Raw genomic sequence first — 13720 nt, forward strand, 5'->3', positions numbered from 1 at the left:
TGATCTGGATCAAGATTCATCACATTCGAAATCGCTATTGGGATAACCTAGTAAGGGAATCAAGCGCGTACAGTCCAGCCAAATGAGCCAGATGACCAGTCGTCGGGCGTTTCTAAGCGCCAAAGTATGTCGGGAGGACAGTAGCATTGTCCGTCCTCCGGGATCACATGTGCCGGGTTTCCTGGATCACTGCACCAAATGTGGCGACTGCGTCGACGCCTGTCAGGAAACGGTGATTGTCGTCGGTCAGGACGGTTTCCCCGTGTTTAAGCCCAGTGAAAACCCCTGCACCTTTTGCGGCGATTGCGCCACGGTCTGCCCGACAGACGCGTTGCAAATCGAACGCCTGCCGGACTGGCCCTGGCGCGCGGCGATTGAGGCATCCTCTTGCCTGTCCGTGAACGGGGTCAGCTGTCGCGTCTGTCAGGACAATTGCGAACAGAATGCCATCCGCTTCAGGTTACAACTGGGCGGTCGGGCCGAGCCTTCGCTGGATGCCGACACCTGCATTGGGTGCGGTGCCTGCGTGCCCTCCTGCCCTGTCAATGCCATCGCGCTTGACCGTCAGCCCACATCTAAAACGGAAGCGATACAATGAATATTTGCGGTTGCCTTGTACATATCGTCCCTGACCAAGCTGAGGCCGCGGCGCAAACGATGCGCGACACACCAGGCGTCGAGGTGCATGCCCAGGCCGAAGACGGCCGTTTCGTCGTCGTCGTCGAAGACACATCAGATCACCTGGCGTCCGAGATCATCATGGATTTGCATCAGATCCCCGGAGTGGTCTCACTGACGCTGACCTATCACCATTTCGAGGATCTTGCGGAGGCTACCCCGCATCCCGATGCCCCAAGCCAAACCACCAGCCGGAGGCTCACGCTATGACTACTTCAGAATCTCGCCGGACTTTTCTCAAGGCCTCAGCGGCCGCTGCCACTGCATCAGCCGCTGGCATTCCTCTGGCCACCGGTCAGGCCAACGCGCAGGCCGGGGCCCCCGATATCCGCTGGGACAAGGCGGCCTGCCGGTTCTGTGGTACCGGATGTTCGGTGCTGGTCGGCACCAAGGATGGCCGTGTGGTGGCCACGCAAGGCGACCCGGACGCGCCGGTCAACCGTGGCCTGAACTGCATCAAGGGCTATTTCCTGTCCAAGATCATGTATGGCAAGGACCGCCTGACTACGCCACTACTGCGCAAGACCAATGGCGAATACGACAAAAACGGTGAATTCGAGCCGGTCAGCTGGGACGAAGCCTTCGACGTCATGGCCGCCAAGTGGAAAGAGGCCCTGGCCAAGAAGGGTCCAACCAGTGTTGGAATGTTCGGTTCGGGTCAGTGGACAATCTGGGAAGGCTATGCCGCCTCCAAATTGATGAAGGCCGGATTCCGGTCTAACAATATCGATCCCAACGCGCGGCACTGTATGGCATCCGCCGTTGTCGGGTTCATGCGCACATTCGGCATTGATGAGCCGATGGGCTGTTATGACGATTTCGAACACGCGGACACTTTTGTGCTGTGGGGCTCGAACATGGCCGAGATGCACCCGATCCTGTGGTCGCGCCTGACCGATACGCGCCTGACCAAGCCGGGATGTGAAGTCCACGTGCTTTCGACCTTCGAACACCGTTCGTTCGAACTGGCAGACAACGGCATCGTGTTTGAACCACAGACCGATCTGGCGATCCTGAATTACATCGCGAACTACATCATCCAGAACAACGCGGTGAACGAGTATTTCGTCAGAAATCACGTCAACATCACGAAGACTGCCACCGATATCGGCTATGGCCTGCGAGAAACCAACGCGCTGCAACAAGAGGCAGAAAACCCGAACTCTGGCGCGCTTGAGAGCATCAGCTTTGAAGAATACGCCGAAGCGGTTGCGCCCTATACGCTGGAATACACCTCGGAATTGTCGGGCGTTCCGGCGGATAAGCTCGAGAAGCTCGCGCAGCAATATGCGGACCCGACCCGCAAGGTCATGAGCCTTTGGACTATGGGTTTCAACCAGCACACCCGCGGATCTTGGGTGAACTCGCTGATGTATAATGTGCATCTGCTGGTGGGTAAGATTTCCGAACCGGGCAACTCTCCCTTCTCGCTGACCGGTCAGCCGTCAGCTTGCGGGACTGCACGCGAAGTCGGCACCTTTGCCCACCGCCTGCCCGCCGACATGGTGGTGGCGAATGATGAACACCGCGAGATTTGCGAAACTGCGTGGAACATCCCCGAAGGTACCATTCCGCCCAAACCGGGCTTCCACGCTGTGTTGCAACACCGCAAGCTGAAAGATGGTGAGCTGAACGCCTATTGGGTGCAGTGCAACAACAACATGCAGGCCGCGCCCAACATCAACGAAGAAGGCTATCCCGGTTATCGCAACCCCGAAAACTTCATCACTGTCTCTGACCCTTATCCCACCGTCACCGCCGTCTCTGCCGACCTGATCCTGCCCACCGCCATGTGGGTCGAGAAGGAAGGCGCTTATGGCAACGCCGAACGCCGCACCCAGTTCTGGCGGCAACAGGTGCAGGCCCCGGGTGAGGCCAAGTCCGACCTGTGGCAGCTTATGGAATTCTCCAAACGCTTCACCGTCGAAGAGGTCTGGGGCGAAGAACTGCTGGCCAAGATGCCCGAACACCGGGGCAAAACCATGTTCGACGTGCTTTATGCCAACGGTAAGGTGGATCAGTTCCCGCTGTCCGAGACAGCGGAAGGGTTCCACAATGACGACGCCGAGCACTTTGGGTTCTACGTTCAGAAAGGCCTATTCGAAGAATACGCTGAATTCGGGCGCGGACATGCACACGACCTTGCACCGTTCGAAATGTACCACCAGGCACGCGGTATGCGCTGGCCGGTCGTGGACGGCAAAGAAACGCTGTACCGCTTCCGCGAAGGCTTTGACCCGTACGTTCCCGAAGGTGCTGACGTAAAATTCTACGGCCACAAGGACGGCAAGGCCAAGATCATCTTTGCGCCCTACGAACCCGCGGCTGAAGAGCCGGATGAAGAATTTGATCTGTGGTTGTCCACGGGACGTGTGCTTGAACATTGGCACTCGGGCTCGATGACCCGCCGGGTGCCGGAATTGCACCGCGCCTTCCCATCCGCTGTCGTCTACATGCATCCGCAGGACGCCAAGGATCGGGGTCTGCGCCGCGGGCAAGAGATCGTTCTGTCCACTCGCCGCGGCGAGGTCACCAGCCGGGTCGAAACCCGCGGACGCAACAAGGTGCCGCGCGGTTTGGTCTTCATGCCGTGGTTCGACGAACACCAGCTGACCAACAAACTGACCCTGGACGCGACCTGCCCACTGTCGAAAGAAACCGACTATAAAAAGTGCGCCTGCAAGGTCGAGCGCGCGTAACCGGCCCGGATCGCAAAGGTAGCCCCCATGTCTCTGGCTGGTACACCCCTCTCGCCGCAACGGCGCCGTTTCCTGCAGGATTCGGCGCGCGCGGCAGGCGGCTGCGTGGTCGCAGGGTCTTTGCTGGCCTGGCTGGCCCGTGATGCCCGTGCGTTACCGGCCGAGGCACTGCGTCCACCCGGCGCACTGCCTGAGGAGGCGTTCCTGTCGGCCTGCATCCGCTGTGGGCTGTGCGTGCGGGACTGCCCTTACGATACGTTGAAACTGGCCGAACTTGGGGTGGATGCCGTGGCCACCGGCACCCCCTATTTCACGGCGCGCAATGTGCCGTGTGAGATGTGCGACGACATTCCCTGCGTTGCCGCTTGCCCCACGGGTGCGCTGGACCCAGGGCTGGACAATATCGACGACGCGAAAATGGGCGTTGCCGTTCTGGTCGATCAGGAGAACTGTCTGAACTTTCAGGGCCTGCGCTGCGACGTCTGCTATCGTGTCTGCCCCGTCATTGATGACGCGATCACGCTGGAAGCGGCCCATGACGCCCGATCGGGCCATCATGCGATGTTCATCCCCACCGTGCATGCCGAGCGCTGCACCGGTTGCGGCATGTGCGAAAAAAGCTGTGTCCTACCGGAAGCTGCCATCAAGGTTCTGCCGGAACGACTGGCGCGGGGCAGCGCGGCCGACCACTATCGCAAAGGCTGGGAAGAAAAAGAGGCCCATGGCGGGCCTTTGGTGGACGGCTTGATCGATCTGCCCGACCGCTTGCCGGGACCGGGCACAGACAACCTGACCACACCGGGCGGCTTTGCACCGTCATATGACCTGCCGGGGGTAGGCCAATGAGCGCACGCACGCATATACCTGTCGGTCACGAAGCGATCGAAGCCAAAGGCTGGATCGGAGCGCATCGTTTTCTGCTACTGCGTCGCACCAGCCAGTTGTTCTTTCTGGTCCTGTTCCTGCTGGGCCCCTGGTTCGGCATCTGGATCGTGCAAGGCACACTGGCCGGGTCCCTGACTCTAGGCGTGTTGCCTCTGACCGATCCGTTTATCGTATTGCAAAGCATCATTGCCGGGCATTGGCCTGAATTGACTGCTCTGATCGGCGGGCTAATCGTTCTGGTCGCCTATGCGCTGATCGGGGGCCGCGTCTATTGCTCGTGGGTCTGCCCAATCAACCCGGTAACCGACGCCGCCAATTGGCTGCACCGGCGACTGGACCTGCCGAAAGGTTGGCAACCAAAACGCAGCACACGCCTGTGGGTGCTGGCAATGGTTCTGGTCGTGTCGGGCCTGACTGGCGTGATCGCTTGGGAGCTGATCAACCCCATCACCATGCTGCATCGCGGGCTGATTTTTGGTGCGGGTTTTATCTGGGCCATGGTTGCTGCGATCTTTATCTTTGACCTGTTCGTCGCGCGCCACGGATGGTGCGGTCATATCTGCCCGGTCGGCGCTTTCTATGGTCTGATCGGCAGCAAAAGCTTGCTGCGGGTCAGCGCCGCAAACCGGGCGGCCTGTGACGATTGCATGGATTGCTATGCCGTCTGCCCAGAAAATCAAATCATATCCCCCGCATTGAAGGGCAAGCCCGGGACAACGCCACTGATCCTTTCCCCGGACTGCACCAATTGCGGCCGCTGCATCGACGTATGCGCTGTCGATGTCTTCACCTTTACTCACCGGTTCGACGACCATGTCGCCGCGCCTTCCGATCCAGTTCCCGCGCCCGACCGGCGCGCAGCCAGACCTATTTAAGGGAGTGCCAAGATGAAAAAATCAATCGTGACAGGCGGAATGGCCCTGATCCCCGTTTTGCTCCTGAGCGGGTTCGCCCTTGCCCAGTCGGCCCAAGTGGAAACCCTGCGTGGGGCGGAAGTGGATGAGCTTATTCCACTCGATCAGATCCACAAAAATGTCGAAGGGCGCATGCAGCGCAACTATCGCCAGCAACCGCCGCTGGTTCCTCATTCGATCGAACAATACCAGATCGACGTGCGCACCAATCAGTGTCTGTCCTGCCACGACTGGACCAAAGCAGGTGAACGCAACGCTCCGACCCTGTCGATGACCCACTATCTGGATCGCGACGGCAACGAGCTGGATCACATTGCGGGCACCCGCTATTTCTGCAACCAATGTCACGTGCCTCAGGCAGACGCGCCTGCATTGGTCGACAACGTGTTTGAACCCTCGTCCGGCAACTAATCCAACGCATGTCTGAAAGGAGCACCAAGATGGCAGACTCCCCCGAAAAACGCGGTTGGATTGGCCGCCTCTGGAACTGGATCTGGACACCGGCCGTGGCGTTCAGCTCGGGCTTTCTGATCCTAGCGGGCTTTCTGGCCGGCATCCTGTTCTGGGGTGGGTTCCACTGGACACTGGAACTGACCAACACCGAGGAGTTTTGTACCTCGTGCCACACGATGGAGGTCAATCTGGGCGAATATCGCGAAACGATCCACTACAACAACCATTCCGGCGTGCGCGCGATTTGTTCCGACTGCCACGTGCCGCATGAGTGGAACCACAAGATCAAGGCCAAGATCATGGCCGTCAAAGACGTCTATCACGAACTGGCCGGAACCATCAGCACGCCCGAAAAATACGAAGCGCACCGTCTGAGCATGGCTTCGGCCGTCTGGAAAAAGATGAAGGCGTCGGACAGCCGCGAATGCCGCAATTGCCACAACTTCGACTATATGGATTTCACCATTCAGGAAACTCGCGCCGCATCCGAACACCAACGCGCCATCGACACCAACATGACGTGCATCGATTGCCACCAGGGCATCGCGCACAGCCTGCCTTCGGATTACCTTGAGGAATACCAGAGAGTTACGGATGAGCTGGCCGATGAGACAACGGGCGCACAATCGCATCAGGTTGCAGATAGCAGCGATGAGATCCGGTCATTTCTGAACAAGAGCGCGGATTAAAGAGAGGCACGATATGCTGGAACTTCTGGGAACAATCGGGGCCAACATCATCAGCCTTCCGGGCATTCTGGGCCTTGCGCTTGGCATGATGACCCGCCGCCTGTGGCTGGGCGGCTTGATGGGGGCCGTGGTCGGCGTGCTGGAAACGGTGATCTTCGCCCATTGGAACTTTGCCAATGTCAGTATGGTCGAACTGTTAATCGCCGTCGTCATCGGCCTGTGCGCAGGTACGTTGGGTTCGGTCATCCGCATCAAGGGTGCGACAGTCTGAATTCGCCAAGCTTTGCATCAATTCGGCGCCCCGCTGCGGAATGCAGTTGGGGTTCGCCCGAATTCGGCCTTGAACGCACGGGTCATGGCGCTGGCGTTTTCATACCCGCAGCGACCGGCAATTTCCGCGATGGTTTGTTCGGTCTCCTCGACCAGTTTCCGGGCCATAGTCAGCCGCAGGCGCCGATACAGCGCCTGCGGCGTGGTGCGTAATTCGGCCTGAACCCGCATCTCGATCTTCTTTTGCGAACAGCCAAGTTTGCGGGCAACGTCCCGGATCGTCAGCGGCGTTTCTATGTTCCCCTGCATCACCGTCAACGTGCGATTGACCAGCGTATCTTCGGATTTCAAAGGTAAGGCATAGGGATCGGTCGCGCTGCGGCTCATCAGCAGGTGGGCTACCTCCATCGACAGTAGCGGGCCATGATCCCGACGAATGAGGGCCGAGGCCAGATCAAAGGCCGCCATCGCCCCCGAACAAGTCAACCGATTGCCGTCTATGACAAAGCGTTCCTGCACAACGTCAACTGCTGGAAAGGCTTCTTCGAACCGCGATAGCTCATCCCAGTGAATCGTAGCGCGGTGATCGTCCAGCAAGCCAGCGCGCGCCAGTAGCCAACTGCCGGTATCCAGCCCGGCCACTTGCGGATGGGTCCGCGCCGCCGCCAGCAGGGCGCGCGTGGTGGCACGGGTATCCAGCGACAAATAGCCGTAAGATGGCATCACGACCAATACATCGCCGCTGTGATCGTGCAAGGCCCCATGCGGCGTGACGACCAGCCCGCTGGAACTTTGCACGTGCTTGCCATCCAACGAACAGAATCGCCAGAGATACAGCGTCTGCCGCGACAACGAGTTGGCCGCCCGTAGCGGTTCGACCATGTTGGCGAGGCAGTGGTTCGAAAACCCATCAAACAATAGAATGTTATAGCGTTGGGACAATTTTTTCTAACTCTGCATACTAAGCGGCTAACTTTGCATGTCGTGACCGTGACCTGTGGCGTTTCATTCGTCAACCACCAGCCAGGGAACACGCGCTATGCAATTCGGTCTGTCAGAAGAACAGGAAATGATCGTTTCAACGGTCCGCAGCTTTGTCGAGAAAGAGATCTACCCCCACGAAGACGCGGTCGAGCGCAGCGGAACCGTGCCATCAGAGCTGGGCGAAGAGATCAAACAGAAGTGTATCGACCTTGGCTTTTACGCCTGCAACTTCCCCGAAGAAGTCGGCGGTGCTGGTTTGTCGCATCTGGATTTCACATTGGTCGAACGTGAATTGGGCCGCGGTTCCATGGCGCTGACCCACTTCTTTGGCCGTCCGCAAAACATCCTGATGGCCTGCAACGATGATCAGCGCGAGCGCTATCTGCTGCCCGCCGTGCGTGGTGAAAGAATGGACGCGCTGGCGATGACCGAACCGGATGCCGGGTCGGACGTGCGGGGCATGAAATGCCAGGCCGTGCGCGATGGCGGGGACTGGGTCGTCAATGGTTCGAAACACTTCATCTCGGGCGCGGAACACGCGGATTTCTTCATTGTCTTCATCGCAACCGGGGTCGATGAGACCCCGAAAGGTCCAAAGAAGCGGATCACCACCTTTCTCGTGGATCGCGGCACGCCGGGGTTCGAGGTTCGCGAGGGCTATAACTCGGTCAGCCATAAAGGTTACAAGAACTACATCCTTTATTTCGACAATTGCCGCCTGCCCGATGCGCAGGTCCTCGGCGAAGTCGATGGTGGCTTTGCGGTGATGAACGAATGGCTATATGCTACCCGGCTGACGGTCGCGGCCTTTTCAGTCGGGCGCGCGCGCCGGTGCTTTGACTATGCGCTGAATTATGCGGCCGAACGCAAGCAGTTCGGCCAACCCATCGGCAAGTTTCAGGGCGTCGGTTTCCAAATCGCCGACATGATCACCGAGATTGACGCTGCAGACTGGCTGACCCTCGCCGCCGCGTGGCGACTGGACCAGAACTTGCCATCGAACCGTGAGATCGCCTCGGCCAAGCTCTATGCCTCCGAGACGCTGGCGCGGGTGACCGATACCACACTGCAAATCTTCGGCGGCATGGGTCTGATGGATGACTTCCCGATCGAACGGTTCTGGCGCGATGCAAGAGTTGAACGTATCTGGGACGGCACCAGCGAGATTCAGCGCCACATCATCAGCCGCGATCTGCTGCGTCCCTTGGGCGCCTGAAGATGAGCAAAGATCTGAACCGGCTGCTACGCCCGAAATCCATTGCCGTTATCGGCGGTGGGGCGTGGTGTCAGCAGGTCATCCTGCAATCGGAACGCATGGGCTATGCCGGCCAGGTCTGGCCGGTCCATCCCAAGGCAAGTGACATCGCAGGGCACACGGTTTTCGCCCGTCTGGAAGACTTGCCACAGGCCCCGGATGCCGTTTTCATCGGCATCAACCGACACGCTACGATTGAGGCGGTACAGACGCTGTCCGCCATGGGTGCCGGTGGGGCGGTATGCTTCGCCTCGGGCTTTTCCGAAGCAGTGGCCGAAGATGACACCGGCGCGGACCTGCAGGAGCAGCTGCTAGCCGCCGCAGGAGACATGCCCATTCTGGGACCGAATTGTTACGGCTTCATCAACGCGCTCGACGGGGCGCTGCTATGGCCGGATCAGCATGGTGCAACGCCGGAGGACAAGGGCGTTGCGATCTTGACGCAAAGCTCGAACATCTCGATCAACTTGACGATGCAGAAACGCGCGCTACCGATTGCCTATATGGTGACTTGCGGAAACATGGCGCAAACCAGTCAGGCCGAGATTGCCTCGGCCCTGATCGACGACCCGCGCGTGACCGCCGTTGGCCTACATATCGAAGGGTTCAAGGATATCCGACAGTGGGAGGCGCTGGCCGCCAAGGCGCATGCAAAGGGCATCCCCCTGATAGCGCTCAAGGTCGGCGCGTCGGAACAGGCGCAGGCGGCAACCGTGTCGCACACCGCGTCTCTGGCAGGCAGCGACGCCGGGGCGCAGGCGCTTCTGGAGCGGTTGGGCATACCGCGCCTGTCTGCCTTGCCTGATTTCCTGGAAACGCTGAAACTATTGCACTGCTACGGGCCATTGCCGGGTGGCAACATCGCCTCGATCAGTTGCTCGGGGGGCGAGGCCAGCTTAATCGCCGATATGGCCATTGGCACTGGTCTGAGTTTCCCTCAGTTGACTGACGACAAGAAAACCCAACTGCGTGATGCGCTTGGTCCGATGGTCGCTTTGAATAACCCGCTGGACTACCACACTTATATCTGGCGCGATGAGGGTGCGATGACGCGAGCGTGGTCGGGAATGACAGGCGACGATATCGACCTGACCTTCTCGATCGTCGATTACCCGACCACTGATCCGACAGATTGGACCTGCGCATCGCGAGCGGCGCTGAAAGTGCGGGCCGAGACCGGAGCTCGTTTCGCTATCGCGGCAACTCTGCCTGAACTTCTGCCCCAGGACATCGCGCAAGACCTTATGGCCGGTGGCGTCGCCCCTCTTATGGGTCTGCAAGAAGCGCTTAGCGCCACCCGTGCAGCGGGTCAGGTCAAAGCACCCGCCGAGGCCCTAGTTTGCCTGCCCGGCACGATCGAGGCAACGCGTACATTGACCGAGGCCGAGGCGAAATCAGCTTTGGAAGTGTGTGGCTTGCGCGTCCCTCAGAACCGCACAGTTCGGGGCGCTGATGAAGCACGCGCTGCGGCGTCGGATATGACCGCGCCCTTTGCCATCAAAGGCATCGGGTTGGCCCATAAATCCGAACACGGCGCAGTATGCCTTGGCGTCCAGGTTGACGACGTGGCCGATGTGGCCGCCGATATCGGGACGGATGAGGTGCTGATCGAAGAGATGATCACCGGTACCGTAGTCGAGCTTTTAATCGGCGTCGTCCGCGATCCGGCGCATGGGTTCGTCCTGACGCTGGGCGCAGGCGGTGTGCTGACCGAAGTGCTACGCGATACCGCGTCGCTGTTGGTACCCAGCACATCCGACGATATCCGCGCCGCACTGGCCAAATTGAAAATAGCCCCGTTACTTGCGGGCTATCGCGGCCAACCTGCCGCTGATATGGATGCGATCATCACCGCAATTCAGGCCGTTCAGGCCTATGTCATGCAAAATGCCGACACGCTTGGCGAGGTCGAAATTAACCCGCTTCTCTGCACGCCCGACACGGCGGTTGCAGTGGATGCCCTGATTAGAAAGGCCTGAGACATGGACCCGATCAAAACCCGACGCGACGGAGCGATCCTTGAGGTGACGCTGGACCGGCCCAAGGCCAATGCTATCGACCTGATCACCAGCCGCAGAATGGGTGAGGTCTTTACCGAATTTCGCGATGACCCCGAATTGCGCGTCGCCATTCTGACAGGCGCGGGCGAAAAGTTCTTCTGCCCCGGCTGGGATCTGAAAGCCGCTGCCGATGGCGATGCAGTTGACGGCGATTACGGCGTTGGCGGGTTCGGCGGCCTTCAGGAACTGCGCGATCTGAACAAGCCGGTGATTGCAGCGGTAAACGGGATCGCCTGTGGCGGCGGTTTGGAACTGGCTCTGTCAGCCGACATGATCCTGGCGGCCGAGCATGCCACATTCGCCCTGCCTGAAATCCGCTCGGGCACTGTTGCGGATGCGGCCAGCGTCAAACTGCCCAAGCGTATCCCCTACCATATCGCGATGGAGCTGCTGCTGACCGGGCGCTGGTTCGACGCCGAAGAAGCCAACCGCTGGGGGCTGGTGAACGAAATCATCCCCGCCAATCAGTTGATGGATCGCGCGTGGGAGTTGGCCCGGCTGCTGGCCTCGGGCCCTCCTCTGGTTTACGCCGCGATCAAAGAGGTCGTGCGCGACGCCGAGGACAGTAAGTTCCAGGATGCCATGAACCGCATCACCAAGCGCCAGTTGCGCACGGTAGATGTGCTGTATGCCAGCGAAGATCAGTTGGAAGGCGCGCGCGCCTTTGCGGAAAAACGCGACCCGGTCTGGAAAGGAAAGTAAGCGTTCAGCGCGGCGGCGGAGTCAGCCATTGCGCTGACATCCCGAAGTTTGACTCTTTGATCTCTTGTTTCGCGATGGCCTGCAAATGCACCTCGTCCGGGCCGTCCGCATATCGCAATGCCCGCGCCCATGTATAGCTGTCGGCCAGCGGCGTATCCGGCGTCATCCCCATGGCACCAAAGACCTGCATTGCGCGGTCGGTCACGGCGGCATGCACATTGGGTGCCACCACTTTGATTAGGGAAATCTCACGCCGCGCCGCCTTGGCGCCCACCTGGTCAATCTTCCACGCAGCCTGCAGGGTCAGCAAACGTGCCTGTTCGATCTCAAGCCGCGATTTCGCGATCCATTCCCGGATTACGCCTTGGTCTGATAGTTGCTTGCCAAAGGTTTTCCGTTCTTGCGCGCGTTCAACCATCAGCGACAACGCCATCTCTGCGGCCCCGATTGAGCGCATACAGTGATGGATACGTCCCGGCCCCAGCCGCGCCTGCGCCAGAGCAAACCCGCTGCCTTCTTCGCCCAGAAGATTGCCGACCGGCACGCGTACATCCTTGAACAGCAGCTCGGCATGGCCTTCGGGGTCATGCATATTCAGGATCGTGGGGTTTCGGACAATCTCCAGGCCGGATGTGTTTTTGGGCACGATCACCATGCTTTGCTGTTTATGCCTGTCGGCATTGGGATCGGTCTTGCCCATGACAATGAACATTCTGGTGTTCGGATGACAGGCATTGGTGATGAACCACTTGCGCCCGTTGATGACATATTCATCCCCCTCGCGCCGGATCGAAGTGGTGATGTTTGTCGCGTCCGAACTGGCCACATCCGGTTCCGTCATCGCAAAGGCCGAACGGATTTCGCCGTTCAGCAATGGCACCAGCCATTCTTGGCGCTGCTCGGGCGTGGCGAACATGTGCAACAGCTCCATATTGCCGGTGTCCGGCGCATTGCAGTTGAACACCTCAGAGGACCAGCTGACCTGCCCCATCAACTCGGCCAGCGGGGCGTATTCCAGATTGCTCAGCCGGGTGCCGGGTTCATCGTCGCGCAAGGAAGGCAGGAACAGGTTCCACAGCCCTTCCGCCCGGGCCAGCGCCTTGAGGTCTTCCATGAATGAGACCGGGAATTTGCCTGCTTCAATCTCTTCCTTATGAGCACGGATGCGAGGGTAGATATGCGCCTGCATGAAGCGTTTCAGCTGCTCGCGGATTTCCGCAGCGCGTGGCGATGGGGCAAAGTCCATGACGGTCCCTTTTCAGAACGTTGCAACACTACGTTGCCTCTGCGGGTACCCTATCCGCACCCACCGCATTTGTGAAAGCTGCCAGTTGGTTTCCAACGGTTTTTGCCGCAAGGTCATTTGAGTTGCGACAGGACTTGCCGGGTTTTGTATCGTCAAGCGTGGCCGAGTTAACGACCAAGCTGTTGCGACGACAACCATCACCTGTTGCCCATCACCTTGCAGAGCGATAATCGTCTGATCATATGACCAAAGCACCAAAGCGACGGAGTTCAGGTGTCTGAGCAGCAGATCAAAAAATCGGATGACATTGCGCAGAAACTGTTGACCAGGATTGTCCGTGGCGCATTGAAACCCGGCGAAAAGCTGCGGCAGGACCTGATCGCGCGTGAGTTCGGAGTCAGCCAGGTCACTGTACGCGAGGCGCTGCTGAATCTGGCATCAAAAGGACTGGCCGTCGCTGTACCACGCCGAGGTATGTGCGTGGCGCCAATGGACCAGAACGCCATTCAAGAGCTGCGCGTGATGCGACGCGCGCTTGAACCGGTGGCCTTGCTACATTCCGTTCCAAACCTGACGGCCCAGCAGATTGCCCAGATCGAACAAGTACACGAAGACTGCGACAGCGCCCAAACTGCTGAAGATTGGGAAGACGCAAATCAGCGTTTTCATATGGCCGTCATCGCGGCCTGCAACATGCCGCGCATGATTGACGAGATCAGGAACCTGCAAGTGCTGTACACGTGGCATTTCAACAACCTGTACACCGCCAAATGGCGACCGCGCGCCGATCCGGATCACGCTGCAATTCTGGCCGCCATCAAGGATCGCGATGCGGCCAAGGCGCATTCGGTCATGCAGCGCCACCTGACCCGCCTGCCCTAGGCG

14 protein-coding genes are annotated in these 13720 nt (G+C 59.3%); 12 read left to right on the forward strand and 2 right to left on the reverse strand.

What is annotated here, in order from left to right:
* The first annotated feature begins 82 nt into the window (after positions 1 to 82).
* The 8 genes from napF to ACR0AL_RS08255 are packed head-to-tail and all read left to right on the forward strand — an operon-like array spanning position 83 to position 6589.
* Positions 83 to 598, forward strand: a complete 516-nt coding sequence (napF, locus tag ACR0AL_RS08220) for a ferredoxin-type protein NapF (protein ID WP_480662616.1) — start codon at positions 83 to 85, stop codon at positions 596 to 598.
* A complete protein-coding gene (locus ACR0AL_RS08225; protein ID WP_170361755.1) occupies positions 595 to 888 on the forward strand; it encodes a chaperone NapD in 294 nt (97 codons plus the stop codon). The genes napF and ACR0AL_RS08225 overlap by 4 nt, the downstream gene beginning before the upstream one ends.
* Positions 885 to 3377: a nitrate reductase catalytic subunit NapA gene (napA, locus tag ACR0AL_RS08230; protein WP_170361756.1), complete on the forward strand. Its 2493-nt coding sequence runs from the start codon at positions 885 to 887 to the stop codon at positions 3375 to 3377. Before ACR0AL_RS08225 ends, napA begins: the two co-directional genes overlap by 4 nt.
* A 27-nt stretch (positions 3378 to 3404) precedes the next feature.
* Positions 3405 to 4223 (forward strand): ferredoxin-type protein NapG, encoded by an 819-nt coding sequence (gene napG, locus ACR0AL_RS08235; protein ID WP_170349931.1) that lies wholly within the window; start codon positions 3405 to 3407, stop codon positions 4221 to 4223.
* Positions 4220 to 5137 carry a quinol dehydrogenase ferredoxin subunit NapH gene (gene napH, locus ACR0AL_RS08240; protein WP_480662618.1) on the forward strand — a complete coding sequence of 306 codons (918 nt, stop codon included), beginning with the start codon at positions 4220 to 4222 and terminating at the stop codon, positions 5135 to 5137. Before napG ends, napH begins: the two co-directional genes overlap by 4 nt.
* 12 nt (positions 5138 to 5149) lie before the next feature.
* Entirely contained in the window at positions 5150 to 5587 is a 438-nt protein-coding gene (locus ACR0AL_RS08245) for a nitrate reductase cytochrome c-type subunit (RefSeq protein ID WP_170349933.1), read from the forward strand.
* Between the two features lie 29 nt (positions 5588 to 5616).
* Positions 5617 to 6318, forward strand: coding sequence for a NapC/NirT family cytochrome c (locus tag ACR0AL_RS08250; RefSeq protein WP_425081933.1), 702 nt, complete (start codon positions 5617 to 5619; stop codon positions 6316 to 6318).
* Positions 6319 to 6331: 13 nt separating this feature from the next.
* Complete coding sequence (locus tag ACR0AL_RS08255) at positions 6332 to 6589, forward strand: hypothetical protein (RefSeq protein ID WP_170349935.1); 258 nt, start codon at positions 6332 to 6334, stop codon at positions 6587 to 6589.
* A 17-nt stretch (positions 6590 to 6606) separates the two neighbouring features.
* Here ACR0AL_RS08255 and ACR0AL_RS08260 read toward each other — a convergent pair whose 3' ends face one another.
* Positions 6607 to 7530: a GlxA family transcriptional regulator gene (locus ACR0AL_RS08260; protein WP_425081932.1), complete on the reverse strand. Its 924-nt coding sequence runs from the start codon at positions 7528 to 7530 to the stop codon at positions 6607 to 6609.
* A gap of 97 nt (positions 7531 to 7627) precedes the next feature.
* On the opposite strand from ACR0AL_RS08260, the gene ACR0AL_RS08265 reads away from it, so the two are divergent.
* The 3 genes from ACR0AL_RS08265 to ACR0AL_RS08275 are packed head-to-tail and all read left to right on the forward strand — an operon-like array spanning position 7628 to position 11589.
* The gene (locus ACR0AL_RS08265) at positions 7628 to 8788 is read left to right on the forward strand and encodes an acyl-CoA dehydrogenase family protein (protein ID WP_170349936.1); all 1161 of its coding nucleotides are present in this window, start codon (positions 7628 to 7630) and stop codon (positions 8786 to 8788) included.
* Between the two features lie 2 nt (positions 8789 to 8790).
* The gene (locus ACR0AL_RS08270; protein ID WP_480662621.1) at positions 8791 to 10806 is read left to right on the forward strand and encodes an acetate--CoA ligase family protein; all 2016 of its coding nucleotides are present in this window, start codon (positions 8791 to 8793) and stop codon (positions 10804 to 10806) included.
* Positions 10807 to 10809: 3 nt separating this feature from the next.
* Positions 10810 to 11589 (forward strand): carnitinyl-CoA dehydratase, encoded by a 780-nt coding sequence (locus tag ACR0AL_RS08275; protein ID WP_170349938.1) that lies wholly within the window; start codon positions 10810 to 10812, stop codon positions 11587 to 11589.
* A 4-nt stretch (positions 11590 to 11593) separates the two neighbouring features.
* Here the strand turns inward: ACR0AL_RS08275 and ACR0AL_RS08280 are convergent, their stop codons facing one another.
* Positions 11594 to 12835 carry an acyl-CoA dehydrogenase family protein gene (locus ACR0AL_RS08280; RefSeq protein ID WP_170349939.1) on the reverse strand — a complete coding sequence of 414 codons (1242 nt, stop codon included), beginning with the start codon at positions 12833 to 12835 and terminating at the stop codon, positions 11594 to 11596.
* A gap of 273 nt (positions 12836 to 13108) precedes the next feature.
* Here ACR0AL_RS08280 and ACR0AL_RS08285 point away from each other — a divergent pair, with 273 nt between their 5' ends.
* Entirely contained in the window at positions 13109 to 13717 is a 609-nt protein-coding gene (locus ACR0AL_RS08285) for a GntR family transcriptional regulator (protein ID WP_170349940.1), read from the forward strand.
* Positions 13718 to 13720 lie beyond the last annotated feature (3 nt).

The sequence above is a fragment of the Ruegeria sp. BB1 genome, assembly GCF_056539465.1.